Below are 17,293 nucleotides of genomic sequence, written 5' to 3' on the forward strand. Positions count from 1 at the left end.
CAGGCTGCTGAGGATAAAAGCCAGGGGATACCGAAACCGGGAGCGCTTTAAACTGGGGGTGATGTTCCACTACGGAAAGCTGAATATGGCGTTCTGAGCCTTCCCACCATGATCGGGGAAGACCCATTTATATACAGTATTCGGCGAGAAAGGCATTATGGACACTCTCTTTTCTTATCAACCAAAACAAATCATTGAATTACCTTTATTTTTAGAACGTGTTGCCTGTGGGTTCCCCAGCCCGGCACAGGATTATGTGGAGGATCGTCTCGATCTTAACCGGCTGGCAGTAAGGCACCCCAGTGCGACCTATTTTATTAAGGTGAGTGGAGACTCCATGATTGGGGCGGGTATCGGCGACGGCGATCTGCTGGTGGTTGACCGCTCGTTAAATGCCGAACACGGAGATATCGTCGTGGCGTCGGTCGCCGGTGAGTTTACGGTGAAGGAGCTACAGACGCGCCCGGTTCTGAGACTGTTGCCACATAATGTCCGCTATCAGCCGATTACCTTTCAGTCCGAAGAGGAGCTGCAGATCTTCGGCGTCGTCACCCACACGCTTAAAACGCATAAACATGTTCGCGCTGGTTGATGTGAACAGCTTCTACGCCTCCTGCGAGCGGGTCTTCCGCCCCGATCTGGAGGGGAAGCCCATCGTGGTGGTTTCCAATAACGACGGCTGCATTATTTCACTGTCGCGGGAGGCAAAGCAGTTCGGCATAAAAATGGGTGAGCCGTATTTTAAATTCAAAGAAAAGCTATATCCGTCAAAAATTTACGTCTTTAGCTCGAATTATGCGCTGTATGCCGATCTCAGCAGTCGGGTAATGCAGACGCTGACCGATCTCGCCCCGGCAATAGAGATTTACTCCATTGATGAGGCGTTCGTGAACGTTTCAGGGGTCAGTCACTGCCTGTCACTGGAAGCGTTTGGTCACCAGATGCGCTCGCAGGTCTTTAAAAATACGGGCTTAACCGTTGGCGTCGGTATTGCCCCGACCAAAACGCTGGCGAAGCTGGCCAACTATGCGGCGAAACGGTGGTCCGGCACCGGCGGCGTGGTCGATCTCTCAGGCCGCGAGCGGCAGCGTAAACTGCTGGAAAAGGTTCCGGTAGAGGAGGTGTGGGGGGTAGGCCGACGCATCACGAAAAAGCTCAACGCGATGGGGATCACCACGGCACTGGAGCTGGCGGAGGCCTCCTCGTGGGTCATTCGTAAACATTTTAACGTGGTGCTGGAGCGTACGGCCCGCGAGCTTCGCGGTGAGCCCTGCCTTGACCTGGAGGAGTTCACCCCCACGAAGCAGCAAATTATCTGTAGCCGTTCGTTTGGACACCGTATTACGCAGTACGAGGAAATGCACCAGGCGATTTGCGCCTACGCGGAACGCGCCGCAGAGAAACTGCGCGGCGAGCATCAATACTGTCGTTTTATCAGCGTGTTTGTGCGCACCAGCCCGCATGCGGACAACGAAATTTATTACGGCAATCAGGCTTCGGTCACCCTGATGACGCCCACCAATGACTCGCGCGATATCATCCGCGCCGCCACGGAAGCGCTGGGGCGGATATGGCTCGACGGGTATCGCTATATGAAGGCCGGGGTCATGCTGGCGGACTTTTTCAGCAGCGGCGTCGCCCAGCTTAACCTGTTTGACGATAATCGCCTGCGCGCCAACAGCGCGGCGCTGATGGAAACGATCGACAGCCTGAATCATTCCGGCAAAGGGAAGATATGGTTTGCCGGGCAGGGTATTGAGAAACCGTGGGCGATGAAGCGGGAAATGTTGTCACCGGCCTATACAACGCGGTACGCCGATTTGCCGGTGGCGAGGTAGAGTATCGTTGCGTTATTTCTTTTGAATCAACCAGGTTGCCGCAGCCGCCAGCGCGCCGATCAGCGGCATTTCGCCCGCACCGGCCAGGAAGTTATGGCGATCGATCTCGTTATTTTTACGGATATCGGCAAGGCGGGTAAGCGCCTCTTTTTCATCCGCGGCGCCGATCTCCTCGAACTGTTTTTCGAACCCCTGGGCGATGAGCTGTGCAGCCGCATCGGTGTTTGCGCTTTCGATTGCTATGAGGTTTGGGCCTTTTTGGAAAAAACAGTACTCCGGCATAAGTGCTCCAGAAAAAGGGGATACGGTAAAAATACTCTATTCCTGGCGGTTGAAAAATGCACGTAATTTACGGGGGGAATCATCAGCATTTCTTTATTATTTCAGGCAGTAACTGCTCAATCACGCTGACGACCTTTCTGACGCGCTGCGGAATAAAGCGGGCATCAGGATAAACGGCATAGAGGAAGCGATCGGGTAACCGCCAGTCGGGCAGCACCGGTACCAGCGTGCCCACCTGCAGCGCTCTGGCCACGAGCGGTCGCTGCATGCCGCCGATACCCATGCCGGATTCCAGCGCCTGCAGCAGCGCGTCGCTGGTGTTGGCACGGAAAACGGTATTCACGTTGACCTCGAACGTTTCCTCGTCAGAAATCAGGCGCAGGGGGGCATCCAGCGGAATACCGCTGAACCGCACGTGTGGGAGCGTCGCCAGCTCGCTAACGGCGTGTACCGCCTGAAAATCGGGAGCGGCAAACAGCGCCGCCTCAATACGCCCCAGCACGCGAGCCGCATGCGCCTGCGGAGGCTCGCTGCCCAGCCGTATCGCGATATCCACGCCCTCCGTCACCAGATCGGCAAGGCGGTCATCGAGAGAAATCATCAGCTGCAGTTCGGGATGCAGGCGCTGCAGCGCCTGCAGATGCGGTAAAAAGATCTGACCCAGGCCGCTCGGTAACTGGACATGGACGCGTCCCTGAACGCTATGATCGGCAGGATGTAAACGCCTCTCCGCTTCCCCCATGGCGTCCAGCACAAGCTGCATATCACGCCGGTAACGTTCACCCTGTTCGGTCAGCTTCATCGTACGCGTCGTTCGATGCAGCAATACCACACCAAGCGCTTCCTCAAGCGCCGCGATCTGTTGACTGACGGCGGACTGCTTAATCCCGGTCTGACGGGCGGCCGCTGAGAACGAGCCCGCTTCAGCGACGCGTAGAAAGGTAGAAATGGCGGTGAGCTTGTTATTCATTTAATGATTCTGCTTATAAGTGCCATCGATTTCAGGGAGTATTTGCAGAAAAAATAATATATCACACTGTGGCTGTCACCCTTTCCGGAGAAACACCATGAGTAAGAGGCAGCAACACAACGTCGCCCTGGTCGCGGGCGCCAGCGGCATTGTCGGCAGGCAGCTGGTCAACACGCTCCTGAACCATCAGTGGGAGGTGATTGGCCTTAGCCGTCATGCCGGGTCGCATCCTGACGGCATTCCGATGGTCAAGGTCGATTTACTGGATGAACAGGACAGCGCCCGGGCGCTGCGCTCCCTGAACGGTGTCACCCACATCTTTTACAGCGCCTGGGCGAACGCGGCGAACTGGACGGACATGGTTGAGCCGAACGTCACTATGCTGCGCAATCTGGTCAGCACCCTCGAAACAGCGGCACCTTTGCAGACGATAAGCCTGATGCAGGGGTACAAGGTCTACGGCGCGCATCTGGGGCCGTTTAAAACCCCGGCACGGGAAAGCGATCCCGGCGTGCCGGGGGCCGAGTTTAACGCCGCACAGCTCACGTGGCTAAGCCAGTTTCAGCGGGGAAAACGCTGGCACTGGAATGCCATCAGGCCGGGCGTGGTGGGGAGCGCGGTGCCGGGCAATGCCATGAACCTTGCGCTGAGCATCGCCCTGTACGCCTCCCTGTGCAAGGCGTTGGGTTTACCGCTGCGTTTTCCCGGTTCGGAACAGACCTGGCACAGCATTGTGGATCATATCGACGCCGGGCTGCTGGCCGAGGCCACGCTGTGGGCCGCCGCGTCACCTGCGGCAAAGAATCAGGCCTTCAACGTAAACAATGGCGATATCTGGCGCTGGAGCGAGCTGTGGCCGCGCATCGCACGCTGGTTTGAACTGGACTTTGCGCCGCCGGTGAGGCTGTCATTTCATCAGCTGTTTAACGACTATCGCGGCGTATGGCGCGAGCTTGCCGGAGAGCGGCTGGTGGAAGCGGATATTCTGCAGCTGAGCGACGGGCGGTTTGCCGATTTTGTCTTTAGCTGGGATTACGACATGTTCGGTGACGGGAGCAAGCTGCGCAGGGCGGGTTTTACGCAAATGCAGGCGACCGATGAGATGTTTTTCCGCCTGTTTGCGCAGCTGAGAGCCGCGCGGATTATTCCCTGAGAACACAGGGCGTCCTGATAACCGTCAGGACGCCTGGGGCTTACTCAACCGCTAACATATTGACGATCTCGGCCACGCTTTTCACGCTGTGGATGTTCCCAATCCCGGTGCCGAGCGCGATATAGCCTTCATCGGTGTTATCTTCCAGCATGCCCAGGCGCAGGCCCCGTAATCCTCCCATCGCCTTGCCCAGCGCTTCGTTGCTTGCGCCTGCTTTATCCATCGCCGCCAGTTTTTCCGCCAGCTTGCCGGGTAGAGAGCGGTAGTAATGGGGCACGGTCCGGAAAAGCAGCAGGTCCAGGCCGTTGGCGGCAACAATTTTCTCTTTGACTCCCTGCGGCACGCGGCTTTCTTCGGTGCTGATAAAGACCGAACCGGCAAACACGCCTTCAGCGCCTAACGCATGCGCCGCTCTGGCGGTGCGATTATCGGTAATGCCGCCCGCGGCCATCACCGGGATATGCTTCACGGCATCGGCAATCAGCGGCACGATGGAAAAGGTGCCAAGCACCGTTGCGGGTAGCGTCCCGCCCTCGTCAAAACCGGTGGCGACAATAATGTCTGCCCCCATTTCTTCTGCGAGACGGGTGTTTTCCGGCGTTGGGTTGATGTCGCGGTAGACAATGGCGATACCTGCCTCTTTTAACTCATTGAACAGCGAGGGAATAATGCTGCCTTCCCCATAGCCCGTATACACTACGACCCTGACGCCTTCCTCTTTTACCACCTTAAGAATAGGCCCTGTCCAGACGTCATTAACGGCGGTAGGGATCAGGTTCACACCAAACGGTTTTTCGGTCAGCCGTTTGGTTTTTCGTATTTCTTCACGCATTTTTTCGGCGGTCTCTTCCGGCGTGGAGACTGCGGTATCGGCGGTTAACCCAGCGTTGGGCCCCAGCACGCCGAGCCCTCCGGCATTGCTGACCGCAGCGACCAGGCGGGCGTCAGTAAGCCAGGACAATGGTCCCTGAATAACAGGTTTTTCGATACCCAGGATCTGACAAATACGGTTATTTTTCATAGCAGACTCTCCCTTACGTTTGAATGGGGAAGAGTGTAGGGCGCACTATTGTTAGGAAAAATAGCCAAAAATATTCATCACTGTTATAAAATTAATAACAATCACCTTATCCTGCTCGCGGCAAAAACATCCCTTATGCAAATAAACCTCTTTGAATCTATTCGGATTTTTATTGAAATTGTCGACTCGGGGAGCCTTACCCAGGCGGCGGAGAATCTGCAGGTCCATCGCCCGGCGGTCACCAAAGCGCTGCAGCTTCTGGAACAACACAGCGGCACGCGGCTCCTGCAGCGCACCACGCGTCGGATTAGCCTTACGCCGGATGGAGAAGCCTTTTATCGCCGGAGTAAGCCTCTGCTGGCGCAGGCGGACGAATTACTGGAGTCGTTTGGTACGGATCGGGCAATACATGGCCAGCTTAGAGTCGATATGCCGGTCTCGTTTGCAACGCTGCGGGTGATACCCAATCTGCCTGATTTTTATCGTCAACATCCCGGGATCGACATCATTCTGAGCAGCTCTGACCGCGGTCGGGATATGCTGCGGGATGGACTGGACTGCGTGCTGCGGGTGGGAGAGCTGGAGGACGGCGATTATATTGCGCGTAAAATCGGGAACATAAAAATCACGACCTGCGCCAGCCCGGCCTGGCTGGCAAAACACGGTATGCCAGAAACGCCGGATGATTTACGCAAGCATCAGGCCATCAACTGGATTAACACCAGCAGCAGACACATTCATCCGTGGACGTTTACCACGCCAGAAGGCGTCGCGGAGATTACCCTACCCGGTAAGCTTGTCGTGGATAACTCCGAGGCCTACATCGCGGCAGGCCTGGCCGGGCTGGGGTTAATGCAGGGGATGAATCTTTTTCTCCAGCCTTATATAGACCGCGGCCTGCTTGTTGAGGTCTTGCCAGGCTATCGCTCGCCGGACCGCAAGCTGTCACTGCTCTATCCACACCGTCACCTCTCCCGCAAGGTGCGGGTTTTTACCGAGTGGCTGGAGAGTCTTGTGTGAAAACGGCCAGCTCGTGGCACAGCGCACCAATTTGTTCCACGGCGTTCAGCAGGCGGGGCGTGGGTTCATTTGCGCAGTTCAGCCGCAGAAAGTGCGTTAATTCGGCGGCAGGGGAAAACAGGGGACCGGGGCTGACGCCTATACCCAGCGCCAGCGCGCGACGATGCACCTCCAGCGCGTTGACCTGCGGAGGAAGTTCGACCCACAGCAGGAAACCGGCAGCGGGCACGTTAACGTGTGTACCGGGTGGAAAGCTCGCCTTGACCTGTGCCACGACGGCGCGAACGCCCTCTGCGATCCGCCGCTTCAGCCGCCGCAGGTGACGATCGTAGTCGCCGCTTGCCAGGACGTCGCTCGTCGCCGCTTCCAGCAGCGGCGCACCGGCCCAGTCTCCGGCCATGCGGGCCTGCAAGACCTGCGGGGAGTAGCGTCCGGCGGCAATCCAGCCGATTCGCCATCCCGGCGCAAGCGTTTTAGACAGGGAGCTGCAGTAGATCACATTTCCGCTCTGGTCGAATGCCTTGCAGGCCGGAGGGCGTTGCCCCTCTCCGACCAGGTCACCGTAAACGTCGTCCTCAATCAGAGGAATATCGGCTTCTTCAAGCAGAGAAACCAGTTCCTGCTTACGCGCGACGGGCATGCTGGCACCCAACGGGTTTTGCACGGTGGGCGAGGCCAGAACGGCCGCGGGGCGGTGGCAGCGGATGGCGTCCGCCAGCGGTTCCAGCAGCAGGCCTTCTGCAGGGTCGGTGGGGACCGCTAAGGCCTTCAGGCCTAAATCCTCCAGCAGCAGGAGCGTACCAAAGTAGGCGGGCTGCTCAATCGCCACCACATCTCCCGGCTGGCATACGGCCCGAAGGGCCAGGCGGAGCGCCTGCGTCGCGCCTGCGGTAATAATGAGATCGTCCGCGCTGAAACGGGCTCCCCACTGCGCAGAGCGCGCGGCAATTTTACTTCGCAAATCCCGCCTTCCCGGAGGCAGGCTGTAGCTCTGTCCATGTGCGTCCAGACGACGGCCCGCAGAGTGTAACGCCCGCTGCAGCGCATCTCCCGGCAGCCACGCGGGATCGGGCAGGGCGGCGCCCAGCGGGATCAGCCGGGCTTCTGCACTGCTGAACAGCGACCGGGCCACGGCGGACATCGTGACGGGGACCGGGCCGGGTGAGGAACGCGCGGGCTCCACGCGCGGAGGGAGGCTGGTCTGGCGGATGTAATAGCCTGAACGCGGACGCGCAACGATCAGCCCTTCAGCCTCGAGGCAGCGAAGGGCCTCCAGCGCCGTCGGGAGGCTAACGCGCTCGCGTTCGGCCAGTTTGCGCGCGGAGATCATCCTGTCACCGGCGCGCAGCGCGCCGGACGTAATGGTAAGACGCAGCATATCCGCAATACGGCGATAGTGAGGATAGGAGTGGTACGGCGCAGACATGGATAACTGTTCAGGCTAATTTTCGATGAAACTGACTATACAGCCAATGATGTGTGCCATCTATAGTGTCCGGCATGTTCAGGACAAGGAGGCATTATGCACAGCGATAATTTCAACATTTCCACCTATTTCAAGCGCATAAACTACACCGGACCGGCGGCTGCTGATACGGCCACCCTGCATGCGCTGATGCGTCATCAGCTCTTTTCCGTTCCCTTCGAAAATCTGGACGTGCAGGCGGGCAAAATTGTCTCGCTGGTGCCAGACGAGATTGCCGATAAGGTGTTAAAGAAAGGGCGCGGCGGCTACTGCTATGAGGTAAACGGGCTTTTTGCGATGGCGCTGGAGGCGTTAGGGATACCTTACCGTTTTGTGGCGGCGCGCCCGATGTTCTACCCCGCGCGGCGGCCGAAAACCCATATGGCGCTCATCGCCGAGGTGGAGAGCCGCCAGTGGCTTTGCGATCTCGGGTTCGGCAGCTACGGCATCCGCGCGCCAATGGCGCTGGACACGCTTGACGTGGAAATCACCCAGGATTTCGACACGTTTCGCCTGAGCCGCAGCGCGGAGGGAGAGTATCTGCTTGAGGCGAAGGTTGAGGGAGAGTGGGCCCGGCAGTACGGCTTTGATCTCACCCCTCAGGAATGGATTGACTTCGTTCCGGCCAACTACCTTAACTCCACGCACCCGGATGCCATCTTTGTGCAGAAGCGGGTGGTGGTGCAGCACAGCCCGGAGGGACGCCAGATTTTACTGGGCGATATGCTGAAAACCATTACGGCGAACGGCACTGAAACGCGGAAACTGGCGGAGGATGAAATCCGCCATGTCCTGAAAGACCGTTTTGCGCTAACCGCTGCGTAATCTGCCGGTGAACGGTAGGGCCTCAGCGCGGTCCGTCTTCTGCGGCTTTGCGCTGAGCTCCCCGCTGTAACAGCAGGCTAAACGACGCGGGTAACACGGTCAGCGTCACCAGCGTCGCAGCCAGCAGCCCGCCGATAATGGCATAGGCCATTGGGCCCCAGAAAACCTGGTGAGAGATCGGGATCATGCCCAGAATGGCGGCGCAGGCGGTCAGACAGATGGGTCTGGCCCGGTGCTCCGCCGCTGCCATAATTGCGGCATCATTTGCCATCCCCTGAGCCAGATTGCTGTCAACCTCGCTAATCAGTATCACCGCGTTACGTACGATCATTCCCGCGAGGGCGATGACGCCCAGCAGCGCGACAAACCCCATCGGCGTGCCGCCGGGCAGCATAGCCAGCACGATCCCCGGTAAACCAAACGGGGCCATCAGGAGCGCCAGCAGCATCCGGGAGTATCTCCGCAGCTGGAGCATCAGCAGCAACAGCATGATGACCAGCGTCACCGGAAGAACGGTAAAGACGGAGCTGTTCCCCTTATCCGATTCGGCGACCGCGCCGCCTTCTTCAATGCTGTAACCTGCCGGCAGGCTCGCGCGCAGTTTATCCACCGTCGGACGCAGCGCGGCGGATACCGCTTCAGCCTTCAGCCCCGGGGCAAGGTCGGTTTGCACCGTGATAAAGGGCACGCGCTGGCGGCGCCAGATTACCGGATCGTCCACGCCCCAGACCGGCGTCGCGACGGCGCTGAGCGGAATTTTTTTACCGTCATTCCCCTGAATCGTGAGCGAGGAGAGGGTGGCGGTGCTGTGGCGAGCGCTGTCCTCGGCCCGCAGCACCACGTCGACAAGGCGGTCATTATCCCTGACCGAGGTGACGACGCTGCCGGACCAGACGGTATTCAGCGTGCGGGCGAGGCTTTCGGACGATATTCCCGCCGCCCTGGCCGCCGTCTGATTCACCTTAAGGGTGATGACCCTTTCAGGCTCTCCGGCCGTCTGGTTAACGTCGCGTGAGAACGAAGACCGGCCAATCGCGTCCGTGAGACGGTTCGCAAACGCCCGGACCTGCAGATAATCCGGCCCGCTCACCCGGTATTTGATGGGCCAGCCGACGGGAGGCCCCAGCTCAAGGGGCGACACGCGCGTGATGATGTCGCTAAACTGCGTCGCCAGGATCGTGTTGAGCTGTGCGTGCAGACGATCCCGCGCCGCAAGATCCTTCGCGACCACAACCATCTGGGCGATATTTTCATTTTCCAGCAGCACGTCCATCGGCAGGTAAAAACGGATGGCGCCTGAGCCAACGTACGTCGAAAAGCGATCGATATTGCTGTTGTCGGCCAGCGCCTTTTCCAGCTTTTCCACCTCTCTGAGCGTTTCCGGCTGCGACGCGTTGGCCGGAAGCGTCAGGCTGACCAGCAGCTCGGGCCGGTCCGAGGCGGGGAAAAACTCGCCCTGCATAAACGTCGTGCCGTACGCTGACAGCCCCAGCGCGGAAAGGGCGAGCAGCACGGTAGCGACTCGGTGACGCAATGCCAGGCGTAAAAGCCGTCCGTACCCGCGCGCGATCCTTCCGGGTTCTGCCGCGTGATGTCTGACTGTTTCCGGCAGCAGCCACGTACCCGTTAGCGGCGAAAACAAGATCGCGACAATCCAGGAGCAGAGCAGGGCAATGAGCACCACCGCAAAGAGGGAAAAACAGTATTCACCGGCGCTGGAGGCCGCAAAACCAACGGGAATAAAACCGGCAATCATTACCAGAGTACCGGTGAGCATCGGGAAGGCCGTCGTTTTGAATGCGTGGGTGGCCGCGTGCCGACGGGAATCCCCCGCTTCCAGCCGGGAGACCATCGTTTCGACGGCGATCATGGCGTCATCCACCAGCAGGCCCAGGGCGATGATCAGCGCCCCGAGCGAGATACGCTGAAGGCCAATGCCTGCGAGCATCATGCCGGCAAACGTCATGGCGAGCACCAGCGGAATGGCCGTCGCCACCACCAGTCCGGCCCGTAAACCCAGCGAGACAAATGAAACCGCCAGCACGATAACAACGGCTTCGATAAGCACCCGGATAAACCCGCTTACCGCGTCACTCACCACCGCGGACTGATCGGCGACTTTCACCATCTCGATACCGTGCGGCAGCCCGGCGCTGAGGGTCGCCATTCTGGCATTCAGTGCAGCGCCGAAACGAAGCATGTTGCCTGTCGGCGCCATCGACACCGCCAGCCCGATAGCCGGCTTGCCGTTCACCCGGTAGGCCGGAGCCGGTGGCTCGGCGATTTCACGGGTGACGGTGGCAATATCGGTCAGCGGAATATAGCGATTGTTAACGTGCAGCGTGACGGCGCGTAAGCTCTCTTCGGTGGTGAGCGCTCCGCTGACCTTTATCGCCATGTTCTCCTGCCCGGTTCGCATAACGCCAGCCGGGACAACCGCGTTTTGCGCCCGGAGGGCGTCAGCAACTTCCTGAATATCGAGCCCCATACCGGCCAGGCGTGCCGGAGAAAAGGCGAGAACCCACTGCTCCTGCTGTTCGCCCAGCAGGGTGGTCTTACCCATATCCGGCAGGGACATGAGCTCGCGACGTATTGTCTCTACGCGATCCCGCACCTCCCGCAGGGTAAAACCGTCGGGAATAAAGGCATAAATAGTGCCGAACGTGTCGTCAAACTCGTCGTCCACGGCAGGCCCCTGCACCCCGTCAGGCAGGGACGGTGCGATGTCCTGCATTTTTTTGCGAACCTGATACCAGATATCGGGCACGCGTTGCGGGGGCGTATCGTCACGGAGGTTGACGTGGATAACGGTGCGTCCGGCACGGGTTTCACTTTCGAGATAATCCAGCCAGGGCGTTTCCTGCAGCTTTTTTTCAAGCGTATCGGTCAGCAGGCGGGTGGTATCCGCCACGGATGCTCCCGGCCACTGCGCGGAGACGACGGCCGTTTTAATAGTGAACGCCGGATCTTCATTACGCGGCAGCTTCTCATAGCAGAACACGCCCATCGCAATCACCAGCAGCATAAAAAAGCTGACCATCTGCTGGTTCTTAAGCGCCCAGGCGGAGAGGTTAAATTTGGCTTCCGCTCCGGTACTCATGGCTGAACCTCCCCTGGCACCACCGGCTCGCCGGATCGTAATGTGCTCACGCCCGCCGTAATCACCCTGTCGCCTGGCTCAAGGCCGGAGTCAATCATAACGGAGATGGCCGTATAGCTTGCGGGCACTACCGCGCGCAGCTGCGCCCGCGACTGTGAAGAGATCACAAAAACGGCCGGTTTGTCGCCGACGCGGGTCAGCGCCGACGCGGGAAGCGCGTACCCGTGCGGGGCGGCGGAGGGCAACGTCACGGTGACGCTGGCACCAAGCGCCATGGCCTCCGGCGGGTTTTGCAGGGTCGCTCTGACGCGCCAGGTGCGGGTCTGAGGATCGGCCTGCGGGGTAATATCCCGCAGTACGGCAGAGGCCTGTACCGACGGGTCGCTGAGGAGGGAAACCCGCAATGCTGTCTTATCCAGAGGCGGAATCGCATCGGGCGTGGCAATATCAAACGCCACGTCGCGGGCTTCCCCGGTCGCCAGAGTCAGCACGGACTGGCCGTCGCTGACAACCTGCCCCGCTGAGGCGCTCACGGCCGTGATGACGCCCGCTTGTGGGGCGATCAGGCGCGTCCAGCCGAGGCTTTCGCGAGCATTTCGCCACGCGGCCTCGCTGCTTTTTAAGCGCGCGCGGGCGACAAGCCAGTCCGCACGGGCGCTGTCGAGCTGCGTGCGGGCGATAGCACCCGTTGGCATGAGCTTTTGCATTCGACTAACGTTAAGCGCGGCGACCTGGGCAGAGGCTTTGGCGCTTTCATAGTCGGCCGCGGCGCTGTCGAGCTGGTTTTTCCCGGTCGTATCGTCAAGCGTGGCCAGTAGCTGTCCGGCAGTGACCCGGTCGCCAATATCAACGCTGCGCGTCAGTATCCGGCCTCCGGTACGAAAGCTCAGGGTCGTTTCATCATGGGCATGGATCTCACCGGTTCTTTCCAGCGCGGGAAGGGTTTGGGCGGTGCCAACGACGACGTAGCGTACCTTACGCACTGGGTCAGGTTTGTTTTCGTGTTTATCACCGCAGCCGGTCAGCGGAAAAATCGCCAGCGCAAGCAGGGCCAGGGGAAGAAAATGCAGCCAGGAAAGGGTGCGCGCCACGCCGTACAAATGATGCAGGCAGTGGCGGAGGGAGAGAAAAAATTCGTCTGACATAACGCCGCTCCATAAAGTGAATGGCGTTATTAAATGCGCGGCACGTCGAGAAAGATTCGATGTTCTGTCAAGGCTTTATCAAGAGTGGAAATTTTCATTACCGGACGGGTGCCAGGGCAATACGATGCGTACGGCGAGGCCGCCCGTTTCGGGTAATGACGCGCTAATCTCACCCCCATGCGCCTGGCAAATTGCCCGCGCGATGGACAATCCGAGGCCGCTACCGCCGGAATGCCGCGCGCGGGACTGCTCCTCGCGGCTAAAGCGTTTAAACATTTCCGGTAAAAACTGGGGCGAAACGCCCGGCCCGTCATCGGTAAAGTCGAGAGTGTAACGCCCGCTGGCGTAACGCAGCGCCACATCAAGATGTCCGCCCTCGCGCCCGTAGCGTAGTGCATTTTCCATGAGGATGGTAACAACCTGCCCCATGCGGAACGCATCGCCTCTGAACGGGCACGTACGCGGGTTACGCAGCGTAATCGTAAAATGATTCGCTTCGGCCTGCGGCATGATCCAGGCCGCCCGCTCCTGAATAAGCTCATCCAGAGAAAAGGCCTGCTCTTCCAGCACCAGATTTCCCGCGTCCGCTAACGAGAGAAGGTGAAGCTCATCGGTCAGGCGATTAAGATGCTGAAGCTGTTTCATCACCATGCCCAGCTGTGCCGGGCTGGCATCAAACACGCCGTCCAACATGCCCTGCAGACGACCAATGGCGGCCGTCAGGGGCGAGCGCAGCTCGTGCGCCATCGCGACGTGCGAGGCGCGGAGCTCTTTTTCATAGCGGGCGAGTTGCCCCGTCATGGAGTTAAAGTCGTTTGCAAAGCTGACCATTTCCGCTGGCGCATCCTTGACGAGTTCAGCCTGACGGCCAAACTGCCCGTCGGCGACATCTTTGGCGGCATCGAGAAGGCGGCTGAACTGCAGTGCCAGCGGTCGGGCGTGTTTGAGCCCCATCACCACAATAAACGGGATCATCACCAGCACCAGCAGGGCCACCGTGACCCAGTCCGCTGAGGCGATGGATGGCGTGGAATAACTCAGCCCCCACCAGGTATCCACAATGCTGTGGAAGCGGGCCGGATCGGCCTGTGGGTTCTGGCTGAGCGTCAGAAATTCCTGCCGGACCGCCGGTGGCATCCTGCCCATGATCCAGTAGTTCTGGACCGCATAGCGCAGCCACATGCAGGTGGCAATGACGATCACGCTGCCGATAGCCAGCGCCAGGATGCGCGCGCAAATCCAGCGCCACAGAGAGGAGTGCCGGTTTTTTATCATGGCTGTCTGAACCTGTAACCCACGCCGCGAACGTTGATCAGCACGCCGGAGATGCCCACCGCTTCGAGTTTTCTACGCAGGTTATAAATATGGGTGTCGACAACGCGCTCCAGCGCCTCGCTTTCCGGCAAACAGTGTTCCAGTAAATACTGGCGGGAAAACGGGTGTGCAGGCGAGCGCAGCAGCGTTGCCAGAAGCGAGAATTCCGTTGGCGTAAGATCGAGCATCACGGGCGCGTCGCCGCCGTTATCCACGCTCGCCACAATGGCGGCGACATCCACCGCCAGCGTTTGCCAGCGAAGGATCTCTTCGTCAGCCTCTTTTTTACTGCTGCGCCGCAGCACCGCCTGCACCCGCGCCACCACTTCGCCCGGATGATAAGGCTTCACAACGTAATCATCGGCACCGTAACGCAGGGCGCCAATGCGATCGGGAGTATCCCCCATGGCCGTAACCATAATCACCGGCACATCGCTTTTACGACGCAGGCCAGCCAGCACTTCGGTGCCGTTAAGCCCCGGCAGCATCACGTCCAGCAGAATGAGGTCTGGCTTCCACCGCTGCGCCATATCCAGCCCGGAATGACCGTCCCCGGTAATGGTCACGTCGTAATTTTCCCGCCGTAAATAGGCTTCGAGCACGCCGGCCACATCGGCGTCATCTTCAATAATCAGCACTCTTCTGGACAACATCCGTTCACCTTGACCATTTCTTAACACTATCCCGACGATTCATTGATTCAGCCAAATCATACTGCGCCAACATTGTGTGGCCGCCCTGTATCAGGAGACGCCAGCGTCTATATGGAGAGCAGTATGATAGCGATAAATAAAGTCCTGTATATGTCCGTCCCGCTTCTGATGGCCGTGGCTTCCGGCGCGCAGGCGGATGATGGCACCGCTTCCGATTCCCTAACCGTCGGGCTGGGAGGGCAATACGCCCCGCGTTACTCAGGCTCAGACAAGCAGGTGTGGCAGGTGGTTCCTGTGCTGCAGGGACGCAAAGGCGCTTTCTTCGTTGATGCGCAAAAAGGGGTGGGGTATGACCTGCAAAACGACAGCGGCTGGTATTTCGAACACACGCTGGGCTACGACTTCGGAAGGGCTGATAAAAATTCTGGCTGGCGTGAGGGCGCAAACAATCTGAAAGGGATGGGGGACATTGATGCCACCCTGAATACCGGCCTTGCCGTGGGCTGGCAGGCCGCGCCATGGCTGAGTATGGAAGGCAAAGCGACGCTGCCGTTAACCGACAGCCAGGGGGCAAGCTATCAGGCCTCTGTTACGCTGATCCCGGTACAAAATAACCAGGACACGATCGCCTTGCAGTCTGCGGCCCTGTTTGGCGACAGCCGTTACCTGAATACCTGGTATGGGGTCAGCGAGCAGCAGAGCCGCCGCACCGGCTATCGCCGCTATGCTGCGCCGGGTGGATTTTACGGCGTCGACACCAGCCTGACCTGGAGCCATCAGTTTGATGCCCACTGGGGGACGGTCCTGAGCGCGGACTATACCTGGCTTGGCGACCATGCCAATGACAGCCCGATAGTGATGCGGCGTAATGAGGGGTCTGCAACCGCCGCTATCACCTGGACATTCTAAATTCGTGGATCACGATGTGAGCGAGGGGGCGAGAGGATTACTTCTTCTTATCCATCATCGCCTTTAAATCGGCAAACGGGTTAAACGTGGCGACGCCCACGTCTTTTTGCGCGTCTTCCCCGGCGACCACGGTGGTGCCGTACCGATCCGCTTCGGTGTATTTCGAATGCTCGTGATCGTGGCAAAACAGGCACAACAGCTCCCAGTTGCTGCCATCTTCCGGGTTGTTGGTATGGTCGTGATCGATATGGTGAACCGTGAGTTCGCGAAGATTGGAATAGACAAACTCGCGCGAGCAGCGTCCACACACCCATGGATAGATTTTTAATGCTTTTTCGCGATAGCCGCTTTCCAGCCGCGCGTAGTTTTTGGGGATCAAAGCCATTGCCGATTTTACCTGCCATGAAAAGAGTGGGGAAGATTATATCCCATTATGGGGCGGAATGAAGAACCGCGCTATTCTGTCAATTTATTTGATGCTTTCCGTTAAATAAACGGCATTTATTCTTATCGGGTAATGCGTAAAGTTGACAGAACGCAACGTATTATCAGGAAAAATGGTTATGAAAAAGATCGGATTTTTATCCTTTGGTCACTGGACGCCTTCGCCACAGTCGGGCACGCGCTCGGCGGCAGACACGCTGCTGCAGTCCATTGATTTAGCCGTGGCGGCTGAGGAGCTGGGGGCAGACGGCGCCTATTTCCGCGTGCACCACTTCGCCCGACAGCTTAGCTCGCCGTTCCCTCTGCTGGCCGCTATTGGCGCAAAAACGAAAACCATCGAAATCGGCACCGGCGTGATCGACATGCGTTACGAAAACCCGATGTACATGGCCGAGGATGCGGGCGCGGCGGATTTGATTTCCGGCGGTCGCCTGCAGCTCGGCATCAGCCGCGGCTCCCCGGAGCAGGTTATTGATGGCTGGCGTCATTTCGGCTATGTCCCGCAGGAAGGGGAAAACGAGACGGACATGGCGCGCCGTCATACCGAGGTGCTGCTTGAGGTGCTGCGTGGGGAAGGGTTTGCCAAACCGAACCCGCAGCCAATGTTCCCGAATCCGCCGGGGCTGCTGCGCCTGGAGCCGTATTCTAAAGGGCTGCGCGAGCGTATCTGGTGGGGCGCAGGTTCCAATGCGACGGCCATATGGGCCGCAAAGCTTGGAATGAACCTGCAAAGTTCAACCCTGAAGGACGATGAAACCGGTGAGCCGTTCCATATTCAGCAGGCAAAACAGATCCGCGCGTACCGTCAGGCCTGGAAAGAGTCAGTGCATACGCGCGAGCCGCGGGTGTCGGTCAGCCGCAGTATTTTTGCGCTGATGGACGACCGTGACCGGATGTATTTCGGTGCCAGCCGCAACGACAGCGATAGCGTGGGTTACCTTGATGAGAAAACGCGCGCCATCTTCGGGCGCAGCTATGCCGCGGAGCCGGACAAGCTGGTTGAACAGCTGAAAAAAGACGAGGCAATTGCCGAGGCGGACACGCTCTTACTGACCGTACCGAACCAGCTGGGTGTGGATTATAATGCGCACGTGATTGAGTCTATTCTCAAGCATGTCGCACCGGCAATGGGCTGGCGCGAGTAGTTCCGCTAT

Annotated in this window: 16 protein-coding genes; 7 read left to right on the forward strand and 9 right to left on the reverse strand. The window is 58.9% G+C overall.

All coding sequences use genetic code 11. From position 1 onward, the window contains the following. Positions 1-157 precede the first annotated feature (157 nt). A complete protein-coding gene (gene umuD / locus ACWYRJ_RS11150) occupies positions 158-592 on the forward strand; it encodes a translesion error-prone DNA polymerase V autoproteolytic subunit (RefSeq protein WP_111965702.1) in 435 nt (144 codons plus the stop codon). Further along, complete coding sequence (umuC, locus tag ACWYRJ_RS11155; RefSeq protein WP_115874895.1) at positions 576-1,838, forward strand: translesion error-prone DNA polymerase V subunit UmuC; 1,263 nt, start codon at positions 576-578, stop codon at positions 1,836-1,838. Before umuD ends, umuC begins: the two co-directional genes overlap by 17 nt. Before the next feature lie 12 nt (positions 1,839-1,850). Here the strand turns inward: umuC and ACWYRJ_RS11160 are convergent, their stop codons facing one another. After that, complete coding sequence (locus tag ACWYRJ_RS11160) at positions 1,851-2,120, reverse strand: hypothetical protein (protein ID WP_149366774.1); 270 nt, start codon at positions 2,118-2,120, stop codon at positions 1,851-1,853. An 82-nt stretch (positions 2,121-2,202) separates the two neighbouring features. Next, a complete protein-coding gene (locus ACWYRJ_RS11165; RefSeq protein ID WP_455507894.1) occupies positions 2,203-3,090 on the reverse strand; it encodes a LysR family transcriptional regulator in 888 nt (295 codons plus the stop codon). Between the two features lie 97 nt (positions 3,091-3,187). On the opposite strand from ACWYRJ_RS11165, the gene ACWYRJ_RS11170 reads away from it, so the two are divergent. Next, positions 3,188-4,243, forward strand: coding sequence for an SDR family oxidoreductase (locus ACWYRJ_RS11170; RefSeq protein ID WP_455507895.1), 1,056 nt, complete (start codon positions 3,188-3,190; stop codon positions 4,241-4,243). 40 nt (positions 4,244-4,283) lie between these two features. Here ACWYRJ_RS11170 and ACWYRJ_RS11175 read toward each other — a convergent pair whose 3' ends face one another. Beyond that, a complete protein-coding gene (locus ACWYRJ_RS11175; RefSeq protein WP_249577063.1) occupies positions 4,284-5,264 on the reverse strand; it encodes an NAD(P)H-dependent flavin oxidoreductase in 981 nt (326 codons plus the stop codon). A gap of 135 nt (positions 5,265-5,399) precedes the next feature. On the opposite strand from ACWYRJ_RS11175, the gene ACWYRJ_RS11180 reads away from it, so the two are divergent. After that, on the forward strand, positions 5,400-6,284 hold the full coding sequence (locus ACWYRJ_RS11180; protein WP_455507896.1) for a LysR family transcriptional regulator: 885 nt from the start codon (positions 5,400-5,402) through the stop codon (positions 6,282-6,284). Here ACWYRJ_RS11180 and ACWYRJ_RS11185 read toward each other — a convergent pair. Next, the gene (locus tag ACWYRJ_RS11185; protein WP_455507897.1) at positions 6,256-7,710 is read right to left on the reverse strand and encodes an aminotransferase-like domain-containing protein; all 1,455 of its coding nucleotides are present in this window, start codon (positions 7,708-7,710) and stop codon (positions 6,256-6,258) included. The genes ACWYRJ_RS11180 and ACWYRJ_RS11185 overlap by 29 nt on opposite strands. A 96-nt stretch (positions 7,711-7,806) precedes the next feature. Here ACWYRJ_RS11185 and ACWYRJ_RS11190 point away from each other — a divergent pair, with 96 nt between their 5' ends. Then, positions 7,807-8,574: an arylamine N-acetyltransferase family protein gene (locus tag ACWYRJ_RS11190; protein ID WP_455507898.1), complete on the forward strand. Its 768-nt coding sequence runs from the start codon at positions 7,807-7,809 to the stop codon at positions 8,572-8,574. Positions 8,575-8,596: 22 nt separating this feature from the next. Here ACWYRJ_RS11190 and ACWYRJ_RS11195 read toward each other — a convergent pair whose 3' ends face one another. The 4 genes from ACWYRJ_RS11195 to ACWYRJ_RS11210 form a co-directional block, all read right to left on the reverse strand. Beyond that, positions 8,597-11,674 carry an efflux RND transporter permease subunit gene (locus tag ACWYRJ_RS11195; protein WP_455507899.1) on the reverse strand — a complete coding sequence of 1,026 codons (3,078 nt, stop codon included), beginning with the start codon at positions 11,672-11,674 and terminating at the stop codon, positions 8,597-8,599. Next, positions 11,671-12,819 (reverse strand): efflux RND transporter periplasmic adaptor subunit, encoded by a 1,149-nt coding sequence (locus ACWYRJ_RS11200; RefSeq protein ID WP_455507900.1) that lies wholly within the window; start codon positions 12,817-12,819, stop codon positions 11,671-11,673. Before ACWYRJ_RS11200 ends, ACWYRJ_RS11195 begins: the two co-directional genes overlap by 4 nt. A gap of 78 nt (positions 12,820-12,897) precedes the next feature. After that, positions 12,898-14,094 (reverse strand): sensor histidine kinase, encoded by a 1,197-nt coding sequence (locus ACWYRJ_RS11205; protein WP_455507901.1) that lies wholly within the window; start codon positions 14,092-14,094, stop codon positions 12,898-12,900. Then, complete coding sequence (locus ACWYRJ_RS11210; RefSeq protein WP_455507902.1) at positions 14,091-14,786, reverse strand: response regulator; 696 nt, start codon at positions 14,784-14,786, stop codon at positions 14,091-14,093. The genes ACWYRJ_RS11205 and ACWYRJ_RS11210 overlap by 4 nt, the downstream gene beginning before the upstream one ends. A gap of 123 nt (positions 14,787-14,909) precedes the next feature. On the opposite strand from ACWYRJ_RS11210, the gene ACWYRJ_RS11215 reads away from it, so the two are divergent. Further along, on the forward strand, positions 14,910-15,695 hold the full coding sequence (locus tag ACWYRJ_RS11215; RefSeq protein ID WP_455507903.1) for a MipA/OmpV family protein: 786 nt from the start codon (positions 14,910-14,912) through the stop codon (positions 15,693-15,695). A 37-nt stretch (positions 15,696-15,732) separates the two neighbouring features. Here the strand turns inward: ACWYRJ_RS11215 and yajD are convergent, their stop codons facing one another. Continuing rightward, the gene (gene yajD, locus ACWYRJ_RS11220; protein ID WP_023617218.1) at positions 15,733-16,080 is read right to left on the reverse strand and encodes an HNH nuclease YajD; all 348 of its coding nucleotides are present in this window, start codon (positions 16,078-16,080) and stop codon (positions 15,733-15,735) included. Positions 16,081-16,258: 178 nt separating this feature from the next. On the opposite strand from yajD, the gene ACWYRJ_RS11225 reads away from it, so the two are divergent. Next, positions 16,259-17,284, forward strand: coding sequence for an LLM class flavin-dependent oxidoreductase (locus ACWYRJ_RS11225; RefSeq protein WP_455507904.1), 1,026 nt, complete (start codon positions 16,259-16,261; stop codon positions 17,282-17,284). Positions 17,285-17,293 lie beyond the last annotated feature (9 nt).

The organism is Enterobacter sp. (genome assembly GCF_977039595.1).